This window comes from Actinocrinis sp., from assembly GCF_035605935.1.
Taxonomy (GTDB): Bacteria; Actinomycetota; Actinomycetes; order Streptomycetales; family Catenulisporaceae; genus Actinocrinis.
In genome coordinates this window covers 1-26,003 of record NZ_DATNGK010000066.1, presented here as the reverse complement: position 1 = coordinate 26,003, position 26,003 = coordinate 1, and the positions used below count along the sequence as shown (strand labels likewise).

Annotated in this window: 26 protein-coding genes and 2 pseudogenes; 10 read left to right on the top strand and 18 right to left on the bottom strand. The window is 69.3% G+C overall.

From position 1 onward, the window contains the following. Positions 1-918 (top strand): annotated as a pseudogene (locus VN779_RS06180) (hypothetical protein); the annotation flags it as partial. Positions 919-934: 16 nt separating this feature from the next. On the opposite strand, the gene VN779_RS06175 reads toward VN779_RS06180, so the two are convergent. The 3 genes from VN779_RS06175 to VN779_RS06165 are packed head-to-tail and all read right to left on the bottom strand — an operon-like array spanning position 935 to position 4,089. After that, on the bottom strand, positions 935-2,413 hold the full coding sequence (locus VN779_RS06175; protein ID WP_325721050.1) for an aldehyde dehydrogenase (NADP(+)): 1,479 nt from the start codon (positions 2,411-2,413) through the stop codon (positions 935-937). Positions 2,414-2,432: 19 nt separating this feature from the next. Further along, positions 2,433-3,236, bottom strand: a complete 804-nt coding sequence (locus VN779_RS06170) for an NAD(P)-dependent oxidoreductase (RefSeq protein WP_325721048.1) — start codon at positions 3,234-3,236, stop codon at positions 2,433-2,435. Positions 3,237-3,285: 49 nt separating this feature from the next. Next, on the bottom strand, positions 3,286-4,089 hold the full coding sequence (locus tag VN779_RS06165; RefSeq protein WP_414639592.1) for an IclR family transcriptional regulator: 804 nt from the start codon (positions 4,087-4,089) through the stop codon (positions 3,286-3,288). 149 nt (positions 4,090-4,238) lie between these two features. Here VN779_RS06165 and VN779_RS06160 point away from each other — a divergent pair, with 149 nt between their 5' ends. Both VN779_RS06160 and VN779_RS06155 read left to right on the top strand, forming a co-directional pair. After that, complete coding sequence (locus tag VN779_RS06160; protein ID WP_325721044.1) at positions 4,239-5,174, top strand: 5-dehydro-4-deoxyglucarate dehydratase; 936 nt, start codon at positions 4,239-4,241, stop codon at positions 5,172-5,174. Continuing rightward, entirely contained in the window at positions 5,171-6,349 is a 1,179-nt protein-coding gene (locus tag VN779_RS06155; RefSeq protein ID WP_325721042.1) for a hypothetical protein, read from the top strand. Before VN779_RS06160 ends, VN779_RS06155 begins: the two co-directional genes overlap by 4 nt. A gap of 379 nt (positions 6,350-6,728) precedes the next feature. On the opposite strand, the gene VN779_RS06150 is transcribed toward VN779_RS06155, so the two are convergent. From VN779_RS06150 to hisD, 9 genes are all read right to left on the bottom strand, one after another. Beyond that, on the bottom strand, positions 6,729-8,012 hold the full coding sequence (locus VN779_RS06150) for a glucarate dehydratase family protein (RefSeq protein ID WP_325721040.1): 1,284 nt from the start codon (positions 8,010-8,012) through the stop codon (positions 6,729-6,731). An 81-nt stretch (positions 8,013-8,093) separates the two neighbouring features. Beyond that, entirely contained in the window at positions 8,094-8,864 is a 771-nt protein-coding gene (gene hisF, locus VN779_RS06145) for an imidazole glycerol phosphate synthase subunit HisF (RefSeq protein WP_325721039.1), read from the bottom strand. Continuing rightward, entirely contained in the window at positions 8,861-9,253 is a 393-nt protein-coding gene (locus VN779_RS06140; protein ID WP_325721037.1) for a RidA family protein, read from the bottom strand. The genes hisF and VN779_RS06140 overlap by 4 nt, the downstream gene beginning before the upstream one ends. Further along, complete coding sequence (priA, locus tag VN779_RS06135; protein WP_325721035.1) at positions 9,250-9,987, bottom strand: bifunctional 1-(5-phosphoribosyl)-5-((5-phosphoribosylamino)methylideneamino)imidazole-4-carboxamide isomerase/phosphoribosylanthranilate isomerase PriA; 738 nt, start codon at positions 9,985-9,987, stop codon at positions 9,250-9,252. Before priA ends, VN779_RS06140 begins: the two co-directional genes overlap by 4 nt. A gap of 47 nt (positions 9,988-10,034) precedes the next feature. Then, positions 10,035-10,667 carry an imidazole glycerol phosphate synthase subunit HisH gene (gene hisH / locus VN779_RS06130; RefSeq protein WP_325721031.1) on the bottom strand — a complete coding sequence of 211 codons (633 nt, stop codon included), beginning with the start codon at positions 10,665-10,667 and terminating at the stop codon, positions 10,035-10,037. A gap of 41 nt (positions 10,668-10,708) precedes the next feature. Further along, entirely contained in the window at positions 10,709-10,870 is a 162-nt protein-coding gene (locus VN779_RS06125) for a hypothetical protein (protein ID WP_325721029.1), read from the bottom strand. Next, a complete protein-coding gene (gene hisB / locus VN779_RS06120) occupies positions 10,867-11,475 on the bottom strand; it encodes an imidazoleglycerol-phosphate dehydratase HisB (protein ID WP_325721027.1) in 609 nt (202 codons plus the stop codon). The genes VN779_RS06125 and hisB overlap by 4 nt, the downstream gene beginning before the upstream one ends. A gap of 27 nt (positions 11,476-11,502) precedes the next feature. Then, a complete protein-coding gene (locus tag VN779_RS06115) occupies positions 11,503-12,627 on the bottom strand; it encodes a histidinol-phosphate transaminase (RefSeq protein ID WP_325721025.1) in 1,125 nt (374 codons plus the stop codon). Beyond that, on the bottom strand, positions 12,624-14,111 hold the full coding sequence (hisD, locus tag VN779_RS06110; protein WP_325721022.1) for a histidinol dehydrogenase: 1,488 nt from the start codon (positions 14,109-14,111) through the stop codon (positions 12,624-12,626). The genes VN779_RS06115 and hisD overlap by 4 nt, the downstream gene beginning before the upstream one ends. 159 nt (positions 14,112-14,270) lie before the next feature. Between hisD and VN779_RS06105 the strand changes: the two genes are divergently transcribed. From VN779_RS06105 to VN779_RS06090, 4 genes are all read left to right on the top strand, one after another. Continuing rightward, complete coding sequence (locus VN779_RS06105) at positions 14,271-14,933, top strand: LON peptidase substrate-binding domain-containing protein (RefSeq protein ID WP_325721020.1); 663 nt, start codon at positions 14,271-14,273, stop codon at positions 14,931-14,933. 23 nt (positions 14,934-14,956) lie between these two features. Next, entirely contained in the window at positions 14,957-15,463 is a 507-nt protein-coding gene (gene ybaK, locus VN779_RS06100; protein WP_325721019.1) for a Cys-tRNA(Pro) deacylase, read from the top strand. A gap of 139 nt (positions 15,464-15,602) precedes the next feature. Next, positions 15,603-15,857 carry a type II toxin-antitoxin system prevent-host-death family antitoxin gene (locus VN779_RS06095; RefSeq protein ID WP_325721018.1) on the top strand — a complete coding sequence of 85 codons (255 nt, stop codon included), beginning with the start codon at positions 15,603-15,605 and terminating at the stop codon, positions 15,855-15,857. Positions 15,858-15,859: 2 nt separating this feature from the next. Further along, on the top strand, positions 15,860-16,120 hold the full coding sequence (locus VN779_RS06090; protein ID WP_325721017.1) for a Txe/YoeB family addiction module toxin: 261 nt from the start codon (positions 15,860-15,862) through the stop codon (positions 16,118-16,120). Between the two features lie 103 nt (positions 16,121-16,223). Here VN779_RS06090 and VN779_RS06085 read toward each other — a convergent pair whose 3' ends face one another. Both VN779_RS06085 and VN779_RS06080 read right to left on the bottom strand, forming a co-directional pair. Beyond that, positions 16,224-17,870: an ABC transporter permease gene (locus tag VN779_RS06085; RefSeq protein ID WP_325721015.1), complete on the bottom strand. Its 1,647-nt coding sequence runs from the start codon at positions 17,868-17,870 to the stop codon at positions 16,224-16,226. Next, complete coding sequence (locus tag VN779_RS06080) at positions 17,867-18,808, bottom strand: ABC transporter ATP-binding protein (protein WP_349260669.1); 942 nt, start codon at positions 18,806-18,808, stop codon at positions 17,867-17,869. The genes VN779_RS06085 and VN779_RS06080 overlap by 4 nt, the downstream gene beginning before the upstream one ends. Positions 18,809-18,903: 95 nt before the next feature. On the opposite strand from VN779_RS06080, the gene VN779_RS06075 reads away from it, so the two are divergent. Beyond that, positions 18,904-19,392 carry a GbsR/MarR family transcriptional regulator gene (locus tag VN779_RS06075; protein WP_325721011.1) on the top strand — a complete coding sequence of 163 codons (489 nt, stop codon included), beginning with the start codon at positions 18,904-18,906 and terminating at the stop codon, positions 19,390-19,392. Here VN779_RS06075 and VN779_RS06070 read toward each other — a convergent pair. Beyond that, positions 19,377-20,195 (bottom strand): hypothetical protein, encoded by an 819-nt coding sequence (locus VN779_RS06070; RefSeq protein ID WP_325721009.1) that lies wholly within the window; start codon positions 20,193-20,195, stop codon positions 19,377-19,379. The two genes, VN779_RS06075 and VN779_RS06070, sit on opposite strands and share 16 nt — an antisense overlap. 117 nt (positions 20,196-20,312) lie before the next feature. Between VN779_RS06070 and VN779_RS06065 the strand changes: the two genes are divergently transcribed. Continuing rightward, the gene (locus tag VN779_RS06065) at positions 20,313-20,882 is read left to right on the top strand and encodes a YdeI/OmpD-associated family protein (protein ID WP_325721007.1); all 570 of its coding nucleotides are present in this window, start codon (positions 20,313-20,315) and stop codon (positions 20,880-20,882) included. Positions 20,883-20,953: 71 nt separating this feature from the next. Here the strand turns inward: VN779_RS06065 and dnaE are convergent, their stop codons facing one another. The 3 genes from dnaE to VN779_RS06050 all read right to left on the bottom strand — a co-directional run bounded on the left by dnaE (position 20,954) and on the right by VN779_RS06050 (position 25,528). Beyond that, a complete protein-coding gene (gene dnaE, locus VN779_RS06060) occupies positions 20,954-24,499 on the bottom strand; it encodes a DNA polymerase III subunit alpha (protein WP_325721005.1) in 3,546 nt (1,181 codons plus the stop codon). Between the two features lie 94 nt (positions 24,500-24,593). Continuing rightward, positions 24,594-24,959: a fluoride efflux transporter CrcB gene (gene crcB, locus VN779_RS06055; RefSeq protein ID WP_325721003.1), complete on the bottom strand. Its 366-nt coding sequence runs from the start codon at positions 24,957-24,959 to the stop codon at positions 24,594-24,596. Then, entirely contained in the window at positions 24,959-25,528 is a 570-nt protein-coding gene (locus VN779_RS06050) for a CrcB family protein (RefSeq protein ID WP_325721002.1), read from the bottom strand. Before VN779_RS06050 ends, crcB begins: the two co-directional genes overlap by 1 nt. 211 nt (positions 25,529-25,739) lie before the next feature. On the opposite strand from VN779_RS06050, the pseudogene VN779_RS06045 reads away from it, so the two are divergent. Continuing rightward, positions 25,740-26,003: pseudogene (locus VN779_RS06045) on the top strand (hypothetical protein); the annotation flags it as partial.

The window sequence follows — 26,003 nt, the reverse complement described above, 5'->3', positions numbered from 1 at the left end:
GGCAGCACCGAGAACGCGGTCGCGATGCTTTATCGGATCGTGCACGAAGATCTCATCCCCGCGCGCCATGCCGGTCCGCTCGAACCGGTGCTGTTGTGGATGCTCAATCGCGACCCTGACCTGCGCCCGACCATGCCGCAGGCCGAGCGAGCGCTCAAGGCAGTCGAGACGGGTACCGCGCAGCCTCCCGCAACGCGCGCGTTACCCATCGCTGCCGCGCCACCGCCTGCCACCCAAGCAGAACCCGAGCCCGCTGCCGCCGAGCCCGCTGACTCCGTCCCTGCGCCCCTCCCTGCGGCGTCTGGTCCCGTCCCGCCCGAGCCGCCGCGCAAGCGTTTTGCGTCGCTTGGGCCGCGCCGCCGTCGCGCGGTAGCTGCCGTGCTCGCGGCCGCGCTCCTACTCGGACTTGGCGGATGGGGGCTCGCCGTCGCGCTCGGCAGCGATTCGACTGCGAAGGCAACCGGATCAACGACGCCGACCAGTCATGCCAGCGCCTCCCGAGGTGCGCCGTCCGCCTCGGCGCAGCCATCGCACACAGCCGTTTCGAAGGCCCCTCCCCCCGCCTCTCCCTCCGCTCCGGCCGCCTCCACGTCGCCGCCGCAGAGTCGCGCTGCTCAGCTGACGTCCACGATCGTCGACTACTACCGGCTGGTGCCCGGGGACCTCACCAAGGGCTGGACCTGGATGACCCCCAGCTACCAGCAGAACCACGCGGGCGGCTGGAGCGGCTACACCTCTTTCTGGTCAAAGGTCCAGCGCGTCACCGCCACAGACGTGACGGCGACGCCGCCCTCCACCGTGACGGCGACGATCGACTACTACTACAAGGACGGCACGCACGCCCGAGAGCGCACGCAGTTCGGCCTGGTCAACCAGCAGAACCGGTGGCTGATCGACACCTCGTCAGTGCTCGGCTGAGTCGGCGCGGGCTGCGTCAGCGCAGTTCCTCTGGCAGAAGGTCGGCCGGGAAGTCCTGGTAGACCACGGGGACGAGCCACCGGTCGATCGCGGTCGCGCCCACCGACGTGTACGCGGGCGTGGTCGTCGCGGGGAACGGACCGCCGTGCTGCTGCGCGTAGGAGACCGCGACGCCGGTCGGCCAGCCGTTGAAGATGACCCGGCCAGCGCGTTCGGCCAGCAGCCGTCCGACGAGCCGCGCCTCCTGGACGTCGTCGCCGTCGAGGTCGGCGTGAATGGTCGCGGTGAGGTTTCCGCCGTCCTCGCTGATCAGCAACCGCACGGCGTCAAGCGGGTCAGCGCCGACGACCACCACGCCGACCGGGCCGAAGTGCTCCTCGGTCATCAGCTCGCGGTGGTTGTCCACGGCCGAGAGGTGGGTCCGGTACACCTTCGGGGCCGCCGACCACGGGCCCTCCCCGCTCTTGCCGCTCGCCAGCAGACTGACATCGCCTCGCGCGCCGAGTTCTTCGACCGCTGAGACGTAGCCGGAGTGGATGCGCCCCGAGAGCATCGGGCCGCCGGTGGTCTGCGCGACCGCCGCCTCGATCGCGTCGAGCAGTTCCGGCTCGTCGGGCACGAACAGCACCCCTGGGTTCGTGCAGAACTGGCCGACGCCCTGGGTCAGCGAGGCCGCGTAGCCGCGCGCGATCTCCTGCGCCTTGCTGCGCGCCGCGCCGGGGAACACGATCACCGGGTTGACCGAGCCCAGTTCGCCGTAGAACGGGATGGGGTGCGGCCGCTCGGCACACAGCTTGGCCAGGGCCAGGCCACCGCGGGTCGAACCGGTGAAGCCGACGCCACTGAGCAGCGGGTGCTGCACCAGCGCGACGCCCTCCTCGACGCCGAATACGATGTCGAATACTCCGTCCGGCGCTCCGGCCTTGCGCAGACCTTCCCGCACCAGTTCGGCCGTGCGCAGCGAGGTGCGCGGATGTGCCTCGTGGGCTTTGACGATCACCGAGCAGCCGGCCGCGAGCGCGGAGGCGGTGTCACCGCCGGCCACCGAGAAGGCGAACGGGAAGTTCGACGCGGCGAACACGGCTACCGGGCCGATCGGGCGCTTGATCCGGCGCAGGTCCGGCCGCGCCGCCTCGGCCCGCTCGATGACGATGCCTTGGTACGAGCCGTCCCGAAGCACCTCGGCGAACAGCCGTAGCTGACCGGTGGTGCGCGCGACCTCGCCGGTCAGCCGCGTGGTGCCGAGCGCGGTCTCCGAGTCGGCGAGCGCAACCAGCTCCGTGACGTGCGCGTCGAGCGCCTCCGCGACCGCCTCAAGCGCGGCGGCCCGGGCGGCGCGGTTGGTGTCGCGCCAGGTCTCGAAGGCCGAGTACGCCTCCAGCACCAGCTCTTCCACCCGCTTGGTGCCTGTCGCGGGGACCGGATCGCCGACCGGGCCGCCGGTACGCGGGTCGTGTCCCTGGATGCTGGTTCCCTGAAAAGCTTGTTCGGTCATCGCGTCTTCGTCCTCGTCGTCAGAGGTTGTCAGCGTCCAGGTCGGGCAGCGTGAACTGGCCGCCGAGGTGGCGGAAAACCGGGTCGTCAGGCGCCAGTTCGCCCTGCTCGGCGAGCAGTTCCTTGGCGAATACCTCGGCGTCGTCCTTGGACTCGTAGCCGAGTTCGGCCGCGCCCTCTAGGGAGACCCAGCCGCCACGGGTGTTCGCGGAGACTCCATAGACGATCTTGTAGCCGGGCTTCTCGGCAGCGAGGCAGGCCTCGAACAAGCGGGCGCAGTCGTCCGGGGAGAACCAGGTGGACAGCCCGCGCTGGTTCGGCGGCTTCTCAAAGCAGGTCAGGATGCGGACACAGATGACGTCGAGGCCGTACCGGTGGTGGTAAAGCGCGCCGAGTGCCTCACCGGTGACCTTGGACACTCCGTAGTACGTGTCCGGCAGCGGCAGCGCGGACTCCTGCAGCGGGTACTCGTCGGGGGTGTGGAAGCCGACCGCGTGGTTGGAGGAAGCGAAGATCACCCGCGGCACGCCCGCGCGCCGCGCCGCCTCGAAGGCCTTGTAGGTGCCGTCGATGTTGGTCTCCAGGATGCGTTCCCACGGCGCTTCCCCCGACTTTCCGCCGAGGTGGATCACCGCGTCGACGCCCTGGCTGGCGTCGGTGAGCGCGGCGAGGTCGGTGACCGACGCGCGGATCGTCTCCTCACCTGGTCCGGCCTCGAGCGGATCGATGTCCAGCAACCGCAGCGTGCGGCCGGGACGAGCCATCCGCGAACGCATCGCGGTGCCGATCCCGCCCGCCGCGCCGGTGATCAGAATCGTGGACAACGATCCACCGCCTTCCATTCCAGTGCACTGTTCTTGTTCTGCGAGTGAGTCACGGCCGTAGCAGGAAGCTCAGTTGCCCGGCGTGTCGGCGCACCGCGTCCAGGGTCTGCCCGGCGTGGCCGGGATCGTCGAGCCGCGCGTACGGAACCGAGCAGCTGATCGCGTCGATCGGCGGCAGCCGGTATTCGAGCGCGACCGCGAAGCAGCCGAGGCCGGGGGTGTTCTGGCCGCGCTCGGTCGCGTAGCCGCGCTCGCGGACCAGGGCCAGCTCGGCGAACAGCGCGTCGCGGTCGGTCACCGTCTGCGGGGTGAGCGGTTCGAGCTTCGCCGGCAGCAGGGCGTCCACCTCGGCGTCGGTGCGGCCGGACAGCAGCGCCTTGCCCAGCGCGGTCGCGTACGCGGGCACCCGGCGGCCGACCCGCGAGGTGAGCCGCAGGTGGTGCGCCGATTCGCGGCTGGCCAGGTACACCACGTCGGCGCCGTCGAGCCGGGCCAGGTGCACGGTCTCGTTGACCTCGGTGCGCAGTTCCTCCAGCACGCGGGTGGCGGCGCGGATCACCGGGTCGCGGTCGAGGTAGGAGGTGCCGACGAGCAGGGCGCGCACGCCGATCGAGTAGCCGGTGCCGCGCCGGTCGGTCTCGACCCAGCCGCGGGCCACCAAGGTGCGCAGCAGCACGAAGAGGCTCGATTTGGGGTACGCCAGCTCGCGGTGGATCTCGCTGAGCGTGAGCGGTTCGCTGTAACCGGCGAGCAGTTCGAGCAGTTCGATGGTGCGGTCGGCCGACTTCACGGCCCCGGTGGAGGCAGCGGACCCGGTCGAGGCGGATGCGGTCGGCGCGGCCGAGCCGTCCACTCGCTCGCCGGCCGCCTGTGCCGCCGTCCCGCTCTGCTTCACCGTTCCCCTCTCCCTCGCCATGGCGTCTTTCGCATCTCTCACCGCTTCTGCCACTGCCCATCCTCACACGGTCGGCAACTGTTCACAAGTGCGACTACAATTCATGCATGCGAACACCTCAGACCCCGCTCGGCCGTCTCGACGGCCTGCTGTTCTTCCCGGTCACCGCCTTCGCCCCGGACGGGTCCTTCGATCCGGCGGGCTATCGGGCGCATGTCGAGGCCAGGCTGGCGGCCGGACCGGCGGCGGTGTTCGCCGCCTGCGGCACCGGGGAGTTCCCGGCGCTCGCTCCGGCCGAGTACGAGGAATGTGTCCGCGTCGCGGTCGAGGCGGCCAGGTCCGCAGGAGGGACGGTACCTGTGCTGGGCGGCACGGGCTACGGCACCGCGCTCGCGATCGAGTACGCGCGGGCGGCCGAGCGCGCGGGCGCGGACGGCCTGCTGGTGTTCCCACCCTCCGGGGCTGACGGCGGACAGGCTGGACTGATCGCGCATTATCGCGCGCTCGCCGCGGCGACACCGCTGAGCCTGATCCTTTACCAGCGCGACCAGTTGGTCTTCGCCCCGGAGACAGTGGTCGAACTCGCCGCCGTGCCGAACATCGTCGGCCTCAAGGACGGGCGCGGGGATCTCGATCAGATGCAGCGGATCGTCAGCGCAGTGCGTACCGCGGGCGTCGAGGACTTCCAGTACTTCAACGGAATGCCGACCGCCGAAGCCACGCAGCGGGCCTACCGGGCGATCGGCGTTCCGCTGTACTCGTCCGCGGTGTACTGCTTCGCTCCCGATGTCGCCCAGGCCTTCCACGGCGCGCTCGACAAGGGTGACGCGGCGACGCTCGACAAGCTGATCGACGTGTTCTTCCGGCCGTATGTGGAGCTGCGCCGCAGGCATCCCGGATACGCGGTCTCGCTGGTCAAGGCCCTGACCGTCAAATCGGGGCACGCGGTCGGCGGTGTGCGCGCGCCGCTGACCGAGCCGGATCCGGCCCATGTCGAGGCGGCGTGGACGATGGTTCAGCAGGCTCGGGCGGCGCTGGCATGAGCGGTGCAGGGGTTTACCTGTATCCGTGGGACGCGGCCGGCGATCCTGGCTGCGCGGAGCGGATAGCCGGGCTGGGCGTGGACCGAGTGCTGCTCGCGGCCGCGTACCACACAGTCAGGGCCCTGACTCCGGCTCACCCGAACCACAAGGTCGTCACGGCGGATCACTCCGCGGTCTACTATCAGCCGGATCGCGCGCGGTGGAGCGGCCGTGAGGTGCAGCCGGCCGTGGCGACCTGGGCGCCAGGCTCGTTTCATCACGGCGCGCGGGCTCTTCGCGATGCGGGACTCAAGGTCTACGCCTGGACGGTTCTAACGCACAATCAGCGCCTCGGCACCATCCATCCGGAGATCTCGGTTGTCAACGCGTTCGGGGATCGCTATCCATGGGCGTTGTGCGCAGCCAATCCGCAGGTGCGTGAGTACGCTGCGACGCTCGCGGCGGAGGTGGCCGAGTTACCGGAAGTCGATGGCCTGGAGCTGGAATCCTGCGGCTGGTACGGCTTCGAGCACCTGCACGCGCACGACAAGACCGGCGCGTCCGCGCTCCCGCCTCAGGCCAGAGAGCTGCTGTCGCTTTGCTTCTGCACCTCGTGCGAAGCCGAGTACTCACACGCTGGTATCGCGCCGAAATGGCTGCGACACCAGGTGCAGGCGGCCCTTGAGCCGGTCTTCGCCGGGAGCACGGACGCGTTCGACGAGGCGACGGCCGCGACGCTGGAAGCTGAGTTGGCGGCGGTTCATACGGTGCGCGAAGCTGCGGCGGACGGGTTCCGGGCTGAGGTGATCTCGGCGGTACGTGAGGCGCGTGCCGACTTTCCGATCCTGCTGCACACGCACCCGGACCGCCGCCGTCTCGGCGCGAATCCCGGCGCCGACCCGTCAAAGCTTTTCGCGCAGTCGGTGGGTCCGGTGCTTCAGTGCTGGGGCTCGATCGACGAGGGGACAACCGTGGTCTCAGGTGTCGCGCAGCAGGCGCCCGAGGGCGTGCCGGTTGTCGCGTCTCTGCTGGCCGTGGCGAACATGGGCGGGCGCGTCGACAGCCTCGCAGACGACGCGGTCAGGCTGCGCGACGCGGGCGCGACCGAGTTGCGCTTCTACCACGCCGGTTTAGCCACGGGTGCCGACCTGCGTGCGATCCGATCGGCGACGACCGCTTGGAACGCAACGAAATAGGAGCCCGCGCGGCCAGGACAGTCGAAAGCCCGGGACGCTCGGGCTGTCTCACTCAGCTGGACAACCATCCGACCGCCGCCCGCAATCCCGTTTTCCCCCAAACAAACCTCGCGATGACATCTGCGCTACGCGGCTGGACGAACAACGGCGAGCCTCGTTCGTAACACCACTTGGACACAGACGCACGTGCGCGCTGTCAGTCCTTCGAGGCAGCAAGGGCGTCTCTACTCACCCGACGCGGCTAACGAAGCTCCGGGCGGCTGATCCGGCCGCGTCGCGGAGATGTCATCGCAAGGTTGGAGTTTGAGAAGAGCGCGATGGCGGGCGGCGATTGGCAGGGTTGTCCCGCCGAGCGAGACACGGGATTACCGAACAGGTCCTAGAACCGCGGACGGTGCGTCGGCCAGGTCGGATCGACGCGCAGCATCGCGGTCTTATCGTCGCGGCTGCGCACGCCGCAGGCGAGGTACTGCTCGTGCAGCCGCGCAAGGGCGTCGCGGTCCAGTTCGACGCCGAGGCCGGGGCCCTCGGGCACCGCGAGCGAGCCCTGCGACCAGCGCAGCGCGCCTGGCTCGATGACCTCTTCGCGCTGCCACGGCGAGTGCGTGTCACAGGCGTAGGTCAGGTTCGGGGTCGCGGCGGCCAGATGCGTCATCGCGGCAAGGCTGATGCCCAGGTGCGTGTTCGAGTGCATCGACAGGCCCCAGCCGAAGGTGTCGCAGATCCCGGCCAGCCGCTGCGAGGCGCGGAAGCCGCCCCAGTAGTGGTGGTCGGAAAGCACCACCGCGACCGAGTTCAGCGCGGCGGCCTCGGGAACCTCCTCGAAGCTGGTGACGCACATGTTGGTGGCCAGCGGCAGCGTCGTCTTGCGCGCCACTTCGGCCATGCCCGGGTTGCCCTCGGTCGGGTCTTCCAAGTACTCCAGCAGGCCCTCAAGTCGTTGGGCCATGCGCAGCGAGGTGGCGACCGACCAGTTGGCGTTGGGGTCGAGCCGCAGCGGTAGTTCGGGGAACGCGTCGCGCAGTGCCGCGATCGCCTCGGCTTCGGCTTCCGGCTCGAAGACGCCGCCCTTGAGCTTGAGCGAGCCGAAGCCGTAGGTGTCGACCATGCGGCGGGCCTGGGCCACGATGCCGTCCGGGTCGAGCGCGGCGCCCCAGTCGTCCTCGGGGTAGTCGTCGGGAACGGCGTGCTCGGGGTGCTTTGCCCAGCGGTAGAACAGGTACGCGCTGTACGGCACCGCGTCGCGGATCGCGCCGCCGAGCAGGTCGCACACACGCAGGTCCGTCGCCTTGCCCTGCGCGTCATAACAGGCGACCTCGAACGCGCCGTAGGTCTGCGCGACCGTCTTCTGCCGGGAGGCGCGGCCGACCAGCTCGGTTGGGCTGCCCGGTGTGACCGCGCCGAGCGCGAGGGCGACCCGGCGGTTCAGCTCGTTGAGGTCGAAGACGTCTACGCCGACGAGCGCGGGCGCGGCCGCGCGCAGGTTCGCCAGCGTCGGATCGTCGCCGTATGCCTCGGAGATTCCGGACACGCCGGCGTCCGTGTCGATTTCGATCACCGCACGCAACTGGTACGGCTCATGCACGCCCGAGGCGTTGAGCAGCGGCGCATCGAGTACCGCGATCGGAGTGACGGCGACGTGGGTGATCTTCGGGCCTGCCATGGTTCCACCTTAGTTGCGAACGGTGGTGGGTCGTCGGCGGGGAGGGGGAGCCGGCCCGGCTGTCCCGGTGAGCGGGACGGGTCAGCGTACGGGGTAACCGGCCTCGCGCAGGCTGTGCTTGACCTCGCCGATGGAAAGGTCGCCAAAGTGGAACACCGAGGCGGCCAGCACCGCGTCTGCTCCGGCCGCGACGGCTGGAGCGAAGTCGGCGAGCTTGCCCGCGCCGCCGGAGGCGATCACCGGGATGGTCACCTCGGCCCGCACCGCACGGATCAGCTCCAGGTCGTAGCCGTCCTTGGTGCCGTCCGCGTCCATCGAGTTCAGCAGCACCTCGCCAGCGCCGAGTTCGGCCGCGCGGCGGGCCCAGCCGATCGCGTCGATGCCGGTGGAGCGGCGCCCGCCGTGCGTCGTGACTTCGAAGCCTGAATCGGTGTCGACGCCTGTGGGGCAACGGCGCGCGTCCACCGAGAGCACCAGCACCTGGCTGCCGAAACGGTCGGCGATCGCGCTGATCAGCTCGGGGCGGGCGATCGCGGCCGTGTTGACGCCGACCTTGTCCGCGCCGGCGCGCAGCAACCGGTCCACGTCCTCGACCGTGCGCACTCCCCCGCCGACAGTGAGCGGGATGAAGACCTGCTCCGCGGTACGCCGCACGATGTCGTAGGTGGTCTCGCGGTCGCCGGAGGACGCGGTGATGTCGAGGAAGGTCAGCTCGTCCGCACCGGCCGCGTCGTAGGCGGCCGCAAGCTCGACCGGGTCACCGGCGTCGCGCAGATTCGCGAAGTTGACGCCTTTGACGACGCGCCCGGCGTCAACGTCCAGGCAGGGGATGACGCGCACCGCCAGGCTCATCGGCCGCCCTCCCGATAGGCATCGAGCTCGACCTCGACCAGCATCTGCGCATCGATCAGCTTAGAGACCACGACCATCGTCGAGGCGGGCCGTACCGTATCGAAGAGTTCCTTGTGCGCGCGGCCCACCGCTTCCATGTCGCGCGGGTGCACGACGTACATGCGGGTACGCACGACGTCCGCACGGGAGAACCCGGCTTCCTGCAACGCGTTGAGTGCGACGTTGAACGCCATGAGCGCCTGGTTGTACGGATCGCCCTCGTGGTTCACGATTCCGTCCACGACCGCGGTGCTGCCGGAGCAGTACGCGTGCTGGCCGGCCACCACCAGACGCGAGTAGCCGAAGCGCTCCTCGAAGGGGCCTCCCGAGCTGTACCTCTTGACACTCATCGGGAAACCGCCTCCAGCGCCTGTTCGAGGGTGAATGCGCCCGCGTACAGGGCCTTGCCCACGATAGCGCCCTCCACACCGAGCGGGACGAGGCTTTGCAGAGCCTTGAGATCGTCGAGGCTGGACACGCCGCCGGAGGCGACGATGGGCCGGTCGGTCGCCGCGCACACCGCCCGATACAGCTCGACATTCGGGCCTTGCAGCATGCCGTCCTTGTTCACGTCGGTGATCACGTACCGGGCGCAGCCCTCGCGATCCAGCCGCTCCATTGCCGCGAACAGTTCACCGCCGTCGCTGGTCCAGCCGCGCCCGCGCAGCCGCCATTCGCCGTTCTCGAGACGCGCGTCCAAGCCGACCGCGATCCGGTCACCGTGCTGCGCGATGGCCTTCGCGACCCACGCGGGCTGCTCCATCGCTGCGGTGCCGAGGTTAACGCGCGTGCAGCCGGTAGCGAGAGCCGCGGTGAGCGAGTCGTCGTCGCGGATTCCGCCAGACAGTTCGACCTTGATCCCTAGTCGCGCGACCACGCCGGCCAGCAGTGCGCGGTTGTTGCCCCGGCCGAAGGCGGCGTCGAGATCGACCAGATGCACCCATTCGGCTCCGGCCTGCTGCCAGGCGAGCGCGGCGGTGAGCGGCTCGCCGTATCCGGTCGCGGTCCCGGCCTCGCCCTGAACCAGCCGGACCGCCTGGCCGCCTTCCACATCGACAGCCGGCAGGAGTTCGAGCTTTGGCATCTGTGCGCACTCTTCCTAACGCGGGAGCAACGGCTGGGGCGGGCTGATCAGAGGGTGGACACCCAGTTGGCGAGCAGGGCCGCGCCCGCGTCGCCGGACTTCTCCGGATGGAACTGGGTGGCCCACAGCGCGCCGTTCTCCACGGCCGCGACGAAGGGGCGTTCGCCGTACCGGCACCAGGCGACCTTGGGCGTGCGCAGCGGTCCGGTGTCGTTCAGGTGCCAATCCTGCACGGCGTAGGAGTGCACGAAATAGAAGCGGGTCTCCTCGGGCAATCCGGCGAACATGCGGCTGTCTTCGGGGATCTCCAGCCGGTTCCAGCCCATGTGCGGGACGACCGGGGCGTCGATCCGCTCGACCGTGCCTGGCCACTCGGCGCAGCCCTTGGTCTCGACGCCGTGCTCGATGCCGCGCTCGAAGAGGATCTGCATGCCGACGCACACGCCCAGTACCGGCCGGCCGCCAGCGAGCCGGCGGCCGATAATCCGCTCGCCGCGCACGGCCCGCAGCCCATCCATGCAGGCCGCGTAAGCGCCGACGCCGGGCACGAACAGGCCGTCGGCCTCGATCGCCGCGTTGAAGTCGGACGTCACGGTCACCTTGACACCCTGCCGCGCGACGGCGCGCTCGGCGGAGCGGATGTTGCCGGAGCCGTAGTCGAGGATGGCGACGCTCTTCACGGTGTCTGCTTCAACGGTGTCTTCTTCATCGGGGCGCCGACTCACTTCCAGCGCAGCACGCCGGCCGCGATCGCCAGCGCCGCGCACACGCCGAGGATCCCGGTCAGCACCTTCGGCAGGCCCTGCTTGGCGAACGAGATCACGCCGCCGATCAGAAACAGGCCGAGGAAGATCAGGAACGCGGCCGCGTAGCTGCCGGTCATAGAACACCCTTCGTGCTCGGCACACCGACGACGCGGGGGTCGAACGCGCACGCGTCACGCAGCGCCCGGGCGACGGCCTTGAACTGCGCCTCGACGATGTGGTGCGCGTTGCGGCCGTAAGGCACGTCCACATGCAGGCAGATCTGCGCCTGCGCGACGAAGGACTCGAAGATGTGCCGGGTGAGCGTGGTGTCGTAGGACCCGATCATCGGGGCCATCCGCTCGGGCTCGTTGTGCACGAGATACGGCCGGCCGGACAGGTCCACGACGGCGTGCGCGGCGGCCTCGTCGAGCGGCACCCAGCAGTCGGCGAAGCGGCGGATGCCGGCCTTCTCGCCCAGCGCCTCGCGAAACGCCGAGCCGAGCGCGATCGCGGTGTCCTCGACCGTGTGGTGCGCGTCGACATGCAGGTCGCCAGTGGTCTTCACGGTCAGGTCGAACAGGCCGTGCTTGCCGAGCTGGGTGAGCATGTGGTCGTAAAAGCCGACGCCGGTTTCCACGTCCACCGAGCCGCTGCCGTCGAGGTCGATCTCGACCAGGACGGTGGACTCCTTGGTGGCCCGCTCCAGCCGGCCGACGCGACGGCGCGGTGAGTCGTCGCTCACAGAATCTCCTTTATGCGGTGTCTCTATTTAAAGCAACGTCTCTGTTAAGGCGGCGAGGAACGCGCCGGTTTCCTCGGGCGTCCCGGCGGTGACCCGCAGCATCCCGGGAAGCCCGACGTCGCGGACCAGCACGCCCCGATCCAGCAGTGCCTGCCAGACCGCCTTTGTCTCGCGTCGAGCGGCACCGTTGTCGCTCTCGCGGTTCACGCCGAAGGCGACGAAGTTCGCGTCGGAGGGAACGACCGGGAGGCCGAGCGTGGTCAGTTCGCTCACGATCCGGTCGCGCTGCGCCTTGACCGCGTCCACAGTACCGAGCAGCGCGTCGACATGAGCCAGCGCGGTACGCGCGGCCGCCTGCGTTAGCGCGGAGAGGTGGTACGGGAGCCGGACAAGCAGCAGCGCGTCGATCACGGCCGGGTCGGCGGCGAGGTAGCCGACGCGCGCCCCCGCCATCGCGAACGCCTTGGACATCGTCCGGGTCACGATCAGCCGCGGCCTGCCGGGCAGCAGCGTCAGCGCCGAGGCGGTGCCCGGCCGGAAGAACTCGGCGTAAGCCTCGTCGATCACCACGATGCCGGGAGCGGCGTCGACGATCGCCTCGACCAGTTCCATCGGCGCGGCCGTGCCGGTCGGGTTGTTCGGCGAGGTGAGGAAGACCACGTCGGGTTGGTGCCGGCGGATCGCGGCGACCGCCTTGGCCGGGTCGAGGCTGAAGTCGCTCTCGCGCGGCTCGGCGATCCAGGTGGTGCCGGTGGCCAGCGAGATCAGCCGGTGCATGGAGTAGGAGGGCTCGAACCCCAGCGCGGCGCGGCCAGAACCGGCGAAGCACTGCAGGATCTGCTGGATGACCTCGTTCGAACCGTTGGCCGCCCACAGGTTCGCGCCGGTCAGTCCGTGGCCGAGGTACTGGGCGAGGTCCTTGCGCAGCTCGACCGCGTCCCGGTCGGGGTACCGGTTGAGCGTCGTGGCCGCGGCGGTCACGGCCACGCGCAGGTCGGCGATCAGCTCGGGCGGCGGCGGGTACGGGTTCTCATTCGTGTTCAGCAGAACCGGAACGTCGAGTTGCGGCGCGCCGTACGGGCTCAGCCCGCGCAGGTCGTCGCGGATCGGCAGGTCCTGCCACGAGATCGGGCCGTCCTGGGTTCTCGTCACCAGCGCAGCTCCTGCTCGCCGTTCGATTCGGGCGCGGCACCGGCTCCCGGCCCGGCGTCGGATTGCGGCGCCGAGTTTGCTCCAGTCGCCGGATCACCCTCGGCACCCGAAAACTCAGGGTATTGCGATCCGAGGTCTCCGCCGTGCTGCTCCTGCGCCGGCTGCTCATGCGGGAAACGGATCGTCACCGCCTCGCCGTGCGCGGGCAGGTCCTCGGCGTTCGCCAGGGCGACCACGTGGTGCGCGACCTCGTTGAGCGCCGCCTCGCTGTACTCGACGATGTGCACGCCCTTGAGGAAGGACTGCACCGAAAGGCCCGAGGAGTGACAGGCACAGCCGCCGGTGGGCAGCACATGGTTCGAGCCGGCGCAGTAATCGCCGAGCGAGACCGGCGAGTGCGGCCCGACGAACACGGCCCCGGCGTTGCGCACCCGGCCCGCGACGACGCGCGCGTTCGAGGTCTGGATCTCCAGGTGCTCCGCGGCATAGGCATTGACCACCGCGAGACCGGCTTCGATGTCGTCGACCAGCACGATCGCCGACTGGCGGCCGCTAAGCGCGGCGGTGATCCGCTGGCTGTGCTTGGTGGCCGGCACCTGCTTGCCCAGTTCCAGCTCGACCGCCTCGGCCAGCGCGACCGAGTCGGTCACCAGCACGGCGGCGGCCAGCGGGTCGTGCTCGGCCTGGCTGATCATGTCGGCGGCCACATGCGCCGGGCTCGCGGAAAGGTCGGCCAGGATCGCGATCTCGGTGGGCCCGGCCTCGGCGTCGATGCCGATGCGGCCCTTGAGCAGCCGCTTGGCCGCGGCGACGTAGATGTTGCCGGGTCCGGTGACCAGGTCGACCGGCGCGCAGCGGGTCGCGCCCTGGCCGGCTCCGTAGGCGAACATCGCGACGGCCTGAGCGCCGCCGACCGAGTAGACCTCCTCGACGCCGAGCAGCGCGCATGCGGCCAGGATCGTCGGGTGCGGAAGGCCGCCGAACTCCTTCTGCGGCGGCGAGGCGACGGCGATCGCGCCGACTCCGGCGATCTGCGCCGGGATCACGTTCATGACCACCGACGACGGGTACACAGCCAGCCCGCCGGGCACGTAAAGGCCGACCCGGTCCACCGGGATCCAGCGCTCGGTAACCGCTCCGCCGGGAACGACCTGCGTGCGCACGTCGCGGCGCTTCTGGTCGGTGTGCACCTTGCGGGCCCGCCGGATCGACTCCTCGAGCGCCGCGCGGACCTGCGGGTCCAGCGTGGACAGCGAATTCGCCAGCGCCTCGCGGGCCACCCGGACCGACTGGAGATGGACGCCGTCGAAACGCTCCCCGTATTCGATCAGCGCGGCCTCGCCGCGGACGCGCACGTCCTCGCAGATCGGTCGCGCGGCGTCGAGAGCCGTCTCGACATCCAGTTCGGCCCGCGGCACCACGGTACGCAGGTCGAGGGAGCCCCCGAGCAGGTCCATCCCCCGCAAATCGATACGAGTGATCACCTGCCCAGTGTAGTTCCACTGGTCACGACCGTCGCCGAGTATTCCGCCCTGCGGACGATCAGCCGACCCGCATGAGTGACCGCCGGGCAGCTGCCGGGTAACTCGGGTCGCCTGTTGTGTCGCCTGCGTACGTTCAGCTAAGCACTCTAGGCTAGGCGCATGGCCACCACCCTGCCGCTCTTTCCCCTGGGATCGGTGCTCTTTCCTGGCGTGGTGCTGCCGCTGCATATCTTCGAGCCGCGCTATCGCAAGATGGTGACCGATCTGCGCGAGCTACCCGAGGGCGAATCCCGGCAGTTCGGGGTGGTGGCGATCCGGGACGGCCGTGAGGTCGGCGCGCAGTCCGTGGAGAGCGTGTACGACATCGGCTGCACCGCCCGGATCTCGGCCCTCGAAGCGCATGACGACGGCCGCTATTCGCTGGTGACGACCGGCGTGCAGCGGTTTCGGCTACTGGATGTCGACACCAGCGGCGCGTATCTGGTCGGCGAGGTCGAATACCTGGAAGAGGCCTCGGACGCACGGGCCGAGGCGCTGAAGACGTCGAGCACGGCGCTGCTGCTCGGCTATCAGCGCGCGCTCGCGGGTCTGCGCGGCGTGCGCACGGGGAGCATCCCGGAACTGCCGGACGACCCGACCGTGCTGTCCTATCTGATCGCCGCGGCGATGGTCCTCGACCTGCGGGACAAGCAGCGGCTGCTGGCCACGCCGGACACCGCGAGCAGGCTGCAAAAGGAACAGGTCCTGCTGCGCCGGGAAACCCTGCTCATCAAGGAGCTGCGAACACTGCCCGCCGTGGACCTGCTGCGCCGCGACCGCTAGCGCCGGGGCATTAGGCTCCCGACATGGCAAACAAGGCGGCGTCCAAGGGCAGTGCCACAAAGGGAACTCCCGCAACCGTAGCGCTCACGCAAGCCAAGGTCTCGTTCGACGTACACGCCTACGACCACGACGCGAGCGCTCAGTCATACGGCACCGAGGCGGCCGAAGCCATGGGTGTCGCGGCCGAGCGAGTGTTCAAGACCCTGCTTGCGGAGGTGGACGGCAAGCTCGTCGTCGCGGTGGTGCCGGTTTCCGGACAGCTGGATCTCAAGGCCCTGGCGACCGCGGTCGGCGGCAAGAAGGCCGCGATGGCGGATCCGGCGGCAGCCGAGCGGACGACGGGCTACGTGCTTGGCGGCATCTCGCCGCTCGGCCAGCGCAAGAAGCTGCCGACCGTGATCGACGAATCCGCCCTCGAATACGAGACGGTGTTCTGCTCCGCGGGCCGCCGGGGCCTGGAGATCGAACTCGCGCCGGCCGACCTGGTCCGGCTCACCTCGGCGCGCACCGCGCCGATCGGCCGCGGCTAGCCTTCCGACTGTGGATCAGGTTGTCCCGTTCAACGGGACAACCCTCCGACCGCTGCCCAGTCGGAAGGCGGCACGCGACTGTCCACCCTCCACCTCCGTGGCACCATATCTGGTACAAGTCGCTTGGAGGGTGATTACCGTGTCCATTACCGCCAGTGAAGCCCGACGTCGCCTGTTTCCGCTGATCGAAGAAGTCAACAGCGACCGAACCGCGGTGGAGATCGTCTCCAAGCACAGCAGCGCCTACCTGGTCTCCGCCGCGGAGTACGAGGCACTCCAGGAAACCGCCTATCTGCTACGTTCTCCCGCCAACGCCCGCAGGCTGATCCGCTCATACCAGGAAGCTCTGGAGGGCCGGTACGAGCACCGGGAACTGTTGGAGACCGAGGACTAGCGGTGAAGCTCGCGTTCACGCCGACCGGATGGGATGACTACGGCCACTGGCAGACGGCCGATCGGCAAATCCTCAAGCGGATCAACCGGCTCATCGAGGACACGCTGCGTGACGCCTACGCGGGCATCGGCAAGCCCGAGCCCCTCAAGCACGCGCTGGCCGGAGCCTGGTCACGTCGCATTACCGAAGAGCATCGACTGGTCTACCTTCCCGCTGGGGGAGAACTGATCATCCTTCAAGCGCGATATCGCTACGAGGACTGAAGCGCTGTCCCGTCCGACTGGACAATCGCTTGACCGCCGCCCGCCGCCCAGACTGTCATCGCAGGTAAACGCCGGCGGTTGTCCGCTTTCAACGGGACAACGATCAGCCGAGTTGGAGATCCCGGCGGCGGAAAGCGGCGAGACCCAGTGCGATCAGGACGCCGCCAAGCAGCGCCAGCCAGCCGAGTGGGACCCACGTGAACGCGCCGCCGGGCACCTTCGGCACGTGTGTGAACGGCGAGACGTCCATCACCGCCTGGCTCAGCTTCAGCGCCGGTCCCAGCTGGCCGAGCAGCAGGAAGACCGTCAGCGCGCCCCAGGCGGCAGCCGCGTACCGGGGCAGGAGGCCGAAGAGCGCCGCGGCGATCGCGGCGACAACGGCCACCGCCGGCCATTGCGCGAGCGCGCCGCCAATGAGTCTGGGCAGCTGGCCGGACACATCGTGCGTCCGCAGACCGTGTGCGATCCCCGCACCGAGTCCGCCCGCGGCCAAGACCACTGCTGTGCCCAGGAGCGCGGCGACGACGTGGGTAGCTGCCCAGCGGATGCGTCCGATCGGCGTGGCGAGCAGGGGTTCCGCGCGCCCGGCGCTTTCCTCGCCGCGCGCCCGCAGCGTGGTCTGCACCGCGTAGACGGCCGCGATCAGACCGAAGATTCCCAGACAGGTGGCCAGGTAGGCATCAACGAGCCCTTGCTGCCCGCCCATCTCGTTGATGATCTGCACCAGTTTCGCGCTGGAGGTCAGCACGCCGCCGATGTCGTTGGCGATGTAGCCGATCACCAGGCCGCCGAGGAGGAATCCGGTCGACCAGCCGAGCAGTGCGCCACGGTGCAGCCGCCAGGCCAGGCCGAACGGGCCGCGCAGATCAGGGCCGGCGTGCGCGGCCCCGGTGCGGGTGGCCAGCAGTCCGGCGCCGAGATCCCGGCCCGCCGCGAGCCGAAACGCCGCGTACGCGAGTGCCAGGCCGCACACCAGCGGCAGCACGAGGACCCACCAACGCTCCGCGCCGTAGGCATCGACGCGCTCGACCCAGCCGAGCGGCGTGCACCACATCAGCCAGCCATAACCGCTCGCATCGGCGGCGGCTCTGGCCAGGAAGGAAACGCCGAGCGCCGCGCAAGCCACGCCGTTGGCAGCGCGTGAACTCTCGCAGATCTGCGCGGTGACGGCCGCCAGCCCGGCGAAGAAGCAGGCGCAGCAGGCGATGGCCAGGCCGAGCGCGAAGGCACCGCGGAACGAACAGCCGAGGAAGGGCAGTGCGACGCTGGTGCCCAGCGCGACGCCGAGGTTCGCGACGAGAGCGACGCTGAGCGCAGCGGCGAGCGGCGCGCGATGGCCGGTCGCGGTCGCGCCGAGCAACTCCTGGCGCCCGGTCTGCTCCTCGGCCCGGGTGTGCCGCACCACCAGCAGGATCGACATGACCCCGGCGAGCGTGGCCGCGAGGACCGCGATGCGCCACGCGGTGATTCCGCCCAGTGAGGTGGAGCTGACCCGGCCGTAAATCGCGATCGTGGATGGCGTCGCGTTGATGGTCGCGGCGAACTGCTCACGCGAGGCCTCGGTGGCGTAGAGGCCTTTGAAGCTGTACGCGGTCGAGGCCGAGGACGCGATCAGCGCGTAGACCCAAACCGGCAGCATGATCCGGTCGCGGCGGGCGGCGAGTCGAAGCAGGACGCGAGTCCCGGCGAACGGGCTTGCTTGCCTGGCCCGCGGGCGGGCGGCCGCGTTCGCGAGCGCGTAGTCGCTCATCGGACCGCCGCCGGGTCGTCCTGACGCTGCGTCTGCTGGGCCGAGTAGTACTTGATGAAGAGCTCTTCCAGAGTCGGCGGACGGCTTGTCAGGGCATGCACTCCCGCCTCGGCCAGCGCGCGCAGTACCGTCTCCAGCGCGGCCGCATCGGCTTGGCAGCGCAGCGTCGAGCCCTCGAGCGCGAACTCGTGCACGCCGGGCGCACCGGCGAGCCGCGCGGCAAGGCTGGCGCACTGCGGATGAGCCAGCTCGGCCACGATCGTGGTCCGGGAGAGGTGCCGCAGCTCGGCGAGGCTGCCGGTGTCCACGGTCCGCCCGGAGCGGATGATCGAGACTCGATCGCAGAGCTCTTCCACCTCGGACAGGATGTGGCTGGAGAGCAGGATGGTCGCCGCACGCCCGCGGGCCTCGGCGACGCATTGCCGGAACACCGCCTCCATCAGCGGATCGAGGCCGGAGGTCGGCTCGTCGAGGATGAGCAGCTCCGGCTCGCCGGCGAAGGCCGCGATCAGGGCGACCTTCTGCCGGTTGCCTTTGGAGTAGGCGCGGCCCTTCTTGCGCGGGTCCAGCTCGAAGCGCTCGATAAGTTCGTCGCGGCGTTTGGCGCAGAATCCGCCGCGTAACTCGCCAAGCAGGTCGATCGCCTCTCCCCCGGTCAGGTTCGGCCAGAGCGTGACGTCGCCGGGCACGTATGCGAGGCGCCGGTGCAGGGACACCGCGTCACGCCAGGGGTCTGCGCCGAGCAGGCGTACCTCGCCGGCGTTCGCGCGCAAGAGGCCGAGCAGCACGCGGATGGTGGTGGACTTGCCGGCGCCGTTCGGACCGAGGAAGCCGTGCACCTCGCCCCGCTCCACCCGCAGATCCAAGCCGTCGAGGGCGCGCGTGCGCCCGAAGTCCTTGCGCAGCCCGGCGATCTCGATCGCCCCGGTTTCCCGCATCACCGTCGCCCCGCTTTCCTGGCCGTGGTCTCCACGCCGCAAGCTACACTTGTTTCACTACTTTGTGAAATCTCTGAAGCGTATAAAATGCGATCGTGGCAGTGACGACGCGGGACGAGGAGGCGGTGCGCGGCTTTGTCGAGCGGCTGGCGCTGCTGTTCACCGACTGGGGCTTTCCACGGATGGCCGCGCGAGTGCTGTTCGCGCTGATGACCGCGGAGGCACCGGGGCTGACCGCGACCGAACTCGCCGAGCGGCTGGACGCGAGCGCGGCCGCGATCTCCGGCGCGGTGCGCTACCTGGGACAGCTCGGATTCGTCGTGCGTGAGCCGGTTCCGGGCTCGCGTCGCGATCTCTACCGGCTGCGCGATCACACCTGGTACGCCGGCACCACCACCGCGGTGCAGTTCTACGACCTGATCATCTCGGCGGCCGACGAGGTGCTCGGCTCGGTCGGCGGCCCGCAGAGCCTGGTGGGCGAGCGGGTCAGCGAGATGCGGGACTTCTTCGCCTTCGTGCGCAGCCGGGTGCCGGCCCTGCTCGACGAATGGCAGGCGACGCGGCAGATTCAGTCAGGTCGCTGATCGGGCTGTGCGGGGTTCGGTCCGCCTGACGGCTCGTCCGGCGCGGCAGGCGTCTGACTGCCCGGCACGACTCCGTTGTTGCTGTGCCCGATGTCGCCGTGTCCAATTTCGCTGCGTCCGACGTCGCTGTGCCCTGCAGGAGCGGCGTTGAACGGCAGCGGGAAAGCGTGCGGCGCCGCGCCGTTCAGCTCCGTTCCCCAGATCGGGTAGAGCTGCTGCTCAGGCTCCGGATCCGAGGGGCCGAACAGCAGGATCAGGAAGAAGAACAATCCGGCTGCCACAGCCGGCCACAGCCAGATCACACCTATCGCCCGGATCGACATCGGCAGATCGAAGGTCGCACCGTTGGCCACGCCGTGCGCGGCCTGAAGTATCGAACCCCCGCCCGGTCCGATCATCGCGCCGAACCACGCGGCCAGATACCCGCCCCCGATGCCGCCTGCGGCCAGCGCGATGGCCGCGCCGACGCTGCCGCCGCGGCGGTAGCGCAGGAAGGCGAAGAGCGCGAGCAAGATCGCCGCGATACAGGCGAACAGGGCGAACCAGCCGTCCCGCGCGACGAAGGTCTCGCCTTCCGGGGCCGCGTAGTAGACGCCGCCCTGATTCACCACGCCCTGCACGGCCGGGGTAAGGGCACGCCACAGCGCCCCAACGCCGAAGGACAGCGCCACGCTCGCCCCGGCGATCACGGCAAAGGCGGCCGCGTCGACGCGCGCCTCGGGCCGGCGCAGGAACGGCAGCTGCGAATCCTCGTCGGAGTGTGGCGACGGCAGGGGGGTCGGCCACGGCGTCTCAGTGCTCATCGGGGCCAGCTTTTCACGGCAACCTGAGCTTGTCGCGCGGGGGTCCGGCGGCGTAAGCGGACTGTATTGACTGACCGTGCGGACCCACCTGTCGGCGCTAGGTGCTGAGATTGGCGCATGGAGCGACTCATCCTGTCCTTCGCCTCGGCGCAGCTTTGGGCATCGTGGCTGGCCGAGCACCATGCCGACACGCCTGACGGGGTATGGCTGAAGATCGCGAAGAAGGATAGCGGCATCCCCACGGTCACCTATGCCGAGGCCCTGGAGGAGGCGCTGTGCTTCGGCTGGATCGACGGGCAGAAGCGCTCTTTCGACGAGACCTGGTTCCTGCAGGGCTTCACGCCGCGCCGGGCACGCAGCCGCTGGTCGAAGGTGAACACCGAGAAGGTACTCGGTTTGATCGAGTCGGGCCGGATGCAGCCGGCCGGCCTGCGGGAGATCGAGGCGGCGAAGGCGGACGGCCGCTGGGAGCGCGCGTACGAGCGGCAGTCCGTGGCCGAGGTGCCGCCGGACCTTCAGGCCGCCTTTGACTCGAACCCGAAGGCGGCCGAGTTTTTCGCGACGCTGACCGGCGCGAACCGATACGCCGTGCTGTACCGCATCCACGACGCCAAGCGGCCGCAGACCCGTGCCGCACGCATCGAGAAGTTCGTGGAGATGCTGGCGCGCGGCGAGACGCTGCACTGACCGGAACGCATGACGCTCGACACACCCGAGCGTTTTGCCCGGCTAAGCGAGGCACAACGTCCTTATCCGCGTCACCCCAGGCAAGAAGGTCCGAGTAGGGCCTTGAGGTCGCCCATCAGCGCTGGGGACGGGGTCACCCGCAGATGGTCGCCGACCTTCAGCACCGTGGTGGAAGTCCGCCCGCGCATCCGCACCCTGACCTCGGTCATGCCCGGATGGCTCGCCAGCACCTCGCGCAGCCGGGGCGCCGAGGCCGGGGTGATCTTCGAGTCGTGCACGTGCAGCACCAGCGGCTGGTTGGCCTCCGCCTGCGCCAGATCCGGCACGTTCAGCTCGAGCGCCATCAGCCGCGGCACGTCCTCACGCCGCTCGACCTTGCCCTTGACCAGCACCACCGCGTCCTCGGTCAGCGCGGTCGCGTAGAGCTGGTAGCTGTTCGGGAAGAACATCACGTCGATCGAGCCCTCCAAGTCCTCGATCGTCGCGATGGCCCACTGGTTGCCCTGCTTGGTCATCTTGCGTTGCAGGCCGCTGATGATCCCGCCGATGGTCGCGGTCGCGCCGTCCGGGTACATCTGCGCCTCGGCGTTGAGCGTGGCGACCGAGGCGTCCGACTTCGCCGCCAGCAGGCCTTCGAGGCCGGAGAGCGGATGGTCGGAGACGTACAGGCCCAGCATCTCCCGCTCGTAGCCGAGCAGGATGCCCTTATCCCATTCGGTGGTGGAGAACTCCAGCTCAAGGCCCGGGGTCGCCGACTTCTCGTCCTCGCCGAGCAGCGCGCCGAACAGCGAGTCCTGCCCTATGGCCTCCTGCTTCTTCACCTCGACCACGCTGTCCACCGCGCGCTCGTGCTGTTCGAGCAGGCCGCGGCGGGCGTGGCCGAGCGAGTCGAAGGCGCCGGCCTTGATCAGCGACTCGATGGTGCGCTTGTTGCAGACCACCGCGTCCACCTTGTTCAGGAAGTCCTGGAAGGAGGTGAACCGGCCCTTGCCGCGGCGCGAGGCCCGGATCGACTCGACCACGTTGGCGCCGACGTTGCGGATCGCGGAAAGCCCGAACCGGATCTCCTGGCCGCGCGGGGTGAAGTCGGCGTCGGACTCGTTCACGTCCGGGGGCAGGACCTTGATTCCCATGCGGCGGCACTCGCCGAGGTAGATCGCGGACTTGTCCTTGTCGTCCTTGACGCTGCTGAGCAGCGCGGCCATGTATTCGGCCGGGTAGTTGGCCTTCAGGTACGCGGTCCAGTACGCGACGAGGCCGTATCCCGCCGAGTGCGCCTTGTTGAACGCGTAGTCGGCGAACGGGACCAGGATGTCCCAGATGGTCTTGATGGCCACGTCCGAGTAGCCGTTGGCGCGCATGCCCTCGGAGAAGGGCACGAACTCCTTGTCCAGGACTTCTTTCTTCTTCTTGCCCATGGCCCGGCGCAGCAGGTCGGCTTGTCCGAGCGTGTACCCGGCCAGCACCTGCGCGGCGGCCATGACCTGCTCTTGATAGATGATCAGGCCGTAGGAGACGTCGAGCACTTCGCGCAACGGCTCGGCCAGCTCCGGGTGGATCGGCGTGACCGGCTGGCGGCCGTTCTTGCGGTCGGCGTAGTTGTTGTGCGAGTTCGCGCCCATCGGGCCGGGCCGGTACAGCGCGATGACGGCGGAGACGTCTTCGAAGTTGTCCGGCCGCAGGCTGCGCAGCAGCGCGCGCAGCGGGCCACCGTCGAGCTGGAACACCCCGAGCGTGTCGCCACGGCTCATCAGCTCGTAGGTGGGCTTGTCGTCCAGCGGGATCTTGAGCAGGTCGATCTTGGTGCCGGTGCTCTGCTCGATGTTGCGCACGGCGTCGTCGACGATGGTCAGGTTGCGCAGCCCGAGGAAGTCCATCTTGATCAGGCCGAGCGATTCGCAGGTCGGATAGTCGAACTGCGTGATGATCACACCGTCGGCAGGCCGCATCATCACCGGCACGTAGTCGGTGATCGGCTCGGCGGAGATGATCACGCCGGCCGCGTGTACGCCGGGCTGCCGGATCAGGCCCTCGATGCCCTTTGCGGTGTCGACGACCTTGCGCACGTCGGCGTCGGACTCATAGAGCGAGCGGAACTCGCCGGCCTCGGCGTAGCGCGGGTGCTCCGGGTTGAAGATCCCGGAGAGCGGGATGTCCTTACCCATCACCGCCGGCGGCATCGCCTTGGTGATCCGGTCGCCCATCGCGAAGGGGTAGCCGAGGACCCGCGAGGAGTCCTTCACGGCCGCCTTGGCCTTGATGGTGCCGAAGGTGGCGATCTGGGCGACCTTGTCGTCGCCGTACTTCTCGGTGACGTAGCGGATCACGTCGGCGCGGCGGCGGTCGTCGAAGTCGACGTCGATGTCGGGCATCGAGACGCGGTCGGGGTTGAGGAACCGCTCGAACAGCAGGTTGTACGGGATCGGGTCGAGGTCGGTGATGCCGAGCGCGTAGGCGACCAGCGAGCCGGCCGCCGAGCCGCGGCCTGGGCCGACCGGGATGCCGTTGTCCTTGGCCCAGTTGATGAAGTCCGCGACCACGATGAAGTAGCTGGGGAACCCCATCTGGGTGATGATGCCGAGCTCGTAGTCGAGCCGCTGCCGGTACATCTCCGGGTCCGGATAGCCGCCCGGGAAGCGCCGGTCCATGCCTTCGTAGGCGAGCTTGCGGAACCACTCGTCCTCGGTCAGCCCGTCCGGCGGGGGCAGCCGCGGCATCAGGTTCTTGAAGGTGAACATCCCCGCGGTGTCCACCTTCTCGGCGATCAGCAGGGTGTTGCGGCAGCCTTCGAGCCAGGTCTCGTTATCCTCGACGGCGCGCATCTCGTCCGCGCTCTTGAGGTAGTAGCCGTCGCCGCCGAAGCGGAACCGGTTCGGGTCGTCGATGTTGGCGGCGGTCTGGATGCACAGCAGCACGTCGTGCGAGACCGACTCCTCCTTGAAGGTGTAGTGCGAGTCGTTGGTGACGACCGGCGGGATGTTGAGCTCCCGGCCGATGCGCAGCAGGTCCTCACGCACTCGGGCCTCGATGTCGAGCCCGTGCGCCATCAGCTCCAGGTAGTAGTTGTCCCGGCCGAAGATCTCCTGGTACTTGGCGGCGGCGTCGCGCGCCTTTTCGTACTGGCCGAGCCGCAGCCGGGTCTGCACCTCGCCGGACGGGCAGCCGGTGGTGGCCATCAGACCCTCGTGGTGCTCCTCGAGCAGCTCGCGGTCCATGCGCGGCCACTTGCGGTAGAAGCCCTCGGTGTAGGAGCGGGAGGAGAGCTTGGTCAGATTCGCCAGGCCGCGCGCGTTGGCCGCCCAAATCGTCATATGGGTATAAGAGCCCGAAGCCGAAACGTCGTCGGACTTCTGGCTGGGCTGGCCCCACAGCACCGGCTTGGCGGTGTGCCTGGCCTCGGGCGCGACATACGCCTCAATGCCCAGGATCGGCTTTACCCCGGCGGCGTTCGCCTGCTTGAAGAAGTCGTGCGCGCCGTGCAGGTTGCCGTGGTCGGTCATGGCGACCGCGGGCATCTCCAGCTCGACGGCCCGTTTGAACATGTCCTTGAGCCGGGCGGCTCCGTCGAGCATCGAGTACTCGGTATGTACGTGGAGGTGCACGAAGGAGTCAGCCACGGCACGAAATCCTAGCGCTCTGCACTGACAGCGGGCGGCGTTCCGGGCTTGATGAACAGCGGCTTTGCGTCAAGTGATTGTCAGCGAGAGCCCGTCACAGCAGACCCAGCCCCAGGCCGACTGCCGCGGCGGCGAGCCCGGCGGCCACACTTCCGGCCAGATTCGCCAGCGCGCCCAGACCGGCGCCCTCCTCCATCAGCCGCACGCTCTCGAAGCTGAAGGTGGAGAAGGTGGTGTATCCGCCGCAAACGCCGGTGCCGACGATCGCGACCGCGCGCGCGGACAGCCCGTGCCGCGTGGCCAGGCCCGCCAGCAGACCGAGCAGCAGCGAGCCGCTGATGTTGATCAGCCAGGTCCCCGCCGGGAATGTTCCACTGCGGCGGCGCGATACGGCTTGGTCGATCAGGTAACGCAGCACGGCGCCGAACGCGGCGGCGAGCCCTACCGCGACGGCCAGCATCAGGCACCGCCTCGGACCAGCGCCGGCTCACGTTCCGCGGCGCGTTCACGCTTGCGCTCTCGATGCGCAACGATCGCGCGTCCGACCGTGAGGCCGAGGCTGGTCGCGCCGAGCCCGGCGGCGAGCGAGCCGAGCAGGTCGCCCATGGCCGCGCCGTAGTGGTGCGCTCCGAGCAGCCGGTCGGCGTCGAGCATCCAGGTCGAGAAGGTGGTCAGCGCGCCGCAGAAGCCGACCCCGAGCAGGGGGCGCACGTACCGCGTCGGCGGCAGGATCTCGAGCACGAACACGGTGAGCAGCGCCAGGATGAATGAGCCCGCGACGTTGATGGCGAAGGTGGTCGCCGGGAAGGTGCCGTGTCCGGTCGGAAAGGTCAGGCCGATCTCGTAGCGGGCCAGGCCGCCGAGGAAGCCGCCGATCGCGATTGCTGCCAGCACGCGCTCGTGCCTGTGGCGCTCGGGGGTGTGCGCGTGGGTCTTCTCAGCCGGCTCGATCCGGATGTCCGGGTCGATCGGCAAATGATGGTTGCCGTCGATCGCGGCCTCGGCGTCGGGTTGCGGCTTGTGTGCCATCGGGTACACCTCTCCTACTCGGATTACCTCTACGAGTAGGGACCGTTGGCCACAGCGCGCGAGCTGCGGCGGTTGACGGCGAGCCCCTCCGCCGGACTGCCAGTGTACCGGACCGCTTCGCCCTCCAATGTCCGCGACGTTATTGGATGCAACTAACAACTGTTACGATGCCTCGGAAAACCAGGTAGCTGGACAGCCGCGAGGAGGATCGATGACCGGTACCGGGGGCGCGCTTTTCGCCGCCGTGTTCCTGGCCTGTGCGGTCGAGGCGGTCGAGGCGCTCACGATCGTGCTGGCCGCAGGCACCGCGCGCGGCTGGCGTTCGGCGGGACAAGGCGTGATCAGTGCGCTGATCGTGCTGGCCGCCATCGTCGCCGCGCTCGGTCCGGCGCTCACCGCGATTCCGCTCGGCGCGTTGCGGCTCATCGTGGGGGCGCTGCTGCTGATCTTCGGCTTGCAGTGGCTGCGCAAGGCG

Excerpts from the sequence above, each read along its gene's own strand:
- VN779_RS06175 (WP_325721050.1), bottom strand. The coding sequence starts at position 2,413 with ATGACCGAACAAGCTTTTCAGGGAACCAGCATCCAGGGACACGACCCG.
- VN779_RS06160 (WP_325721044.1), top strand. The coding sequence starts at position 4,239 with ATGCGAACACCTCAGACCCCGCTCGGCCGTCTCGACGGCCTGCTGTTC.
- VN779_RS06155 (WP_325721042.1), top strand. The coding sequence starts at position 5,171 with ATGAGCGGTGCAGGGGTTTACCTGTATCCGTGGGACGCGGCCGGCGAT.
- VN779_RS06150 (WP_325721040.1), bottom strand. The coding sequence starts at position 8,012 with ATGGCAGGCCCGAAGATCACCCACGTCGCCGTCACTCCGATCGCGGTA.
- hisF (WP_325721039.1), bottom strand. The coding sequence starts at position 8,864 with ATGAGCCTGGCGGTGCGCGTCATCCCCTGCCTGGACGTTGACGCCGGG.
- VN779_RS06140 (WP_325721037.1), bottom strand. The coding sequence starts at position 9,253 with ATGAGTGTCAAGAGGTACAGCTCGGGAGGCCCCTTCGAGGAGCGCTTC.
- priA (WP_325721035.1), bottom strand. The coding sequence starts at position 9,987 with ATGCCAAAGCTCGAACTCCTGCCGGCTGTCGATGTGGAAGGCGGCCAG.
- VN779_RS06125 (WP_325721029.1), bottom strand. The coding sequence starts at position 10,870 with ATGACCGGCAGCTACGCGGCCGCGTTCCTGATCTTCCTCGGCCTGTTT.
- VN779_RS06105 (WP_325721020.1), top strand. The coding sequence starts at position 14,271 with ATGGCCACCACCCTGCCGCTCTTTCCCCTGGGATCGGTGCTCTTTCCT.
- ybaK (WP_325721019.1), top strand. The coding sequence starts at position 14,957 with ATGGCAAACAAGGCGGCGTCCAAGGGCAGTGCCACAAAGGGAACTCCC.
- VN779_RS06085 (WP_325721015.1), bottom strand. The coding sequence starts at position 17,870 with ATGAGCGACTACGCGCTCGCGAACGCGGCCGCCCGCCCGCGGGCCAGG.
- VN779_RS06080 (WP_349260669.1), bottom strand. The coding sequence starts at position 18,808 with ATGCGGGAAACCGGGGCGATCGAGATCGCCGGGCTGCGCAAGGACTTC.
- VN779_RS06070 (WP_325721009.1), bottom strand. The coding sequence starts at position 20,195 with ATGAGCACTGAGACGCCGTGGCCGACCCCCCTGCCGTCGCCACACTCC.
- VN779_RS06065 (WP_325721007.1), top strand. The coding sequence starts at position 20,313 with ATGGAGCGACTCATCCTGTCCTTCGCCTCGGCGCAGCTTTGGGCATCG.
- crcB (WP_325721003.1), bottom strand. The coding sequence starts at position 24,959 with ATGCTGGCCGTCGCGGTAGGGCTCGCCGCCGCGTTCGGCGCCGTGCTG.
- VN779_RS06050 (WP_325721002.1), bottom strand. The coding sequence starts at position 25,528 with ATGGCACACAAGCCGCAACCCGACGCCGAGGCCGCGATCGACGGCAAC.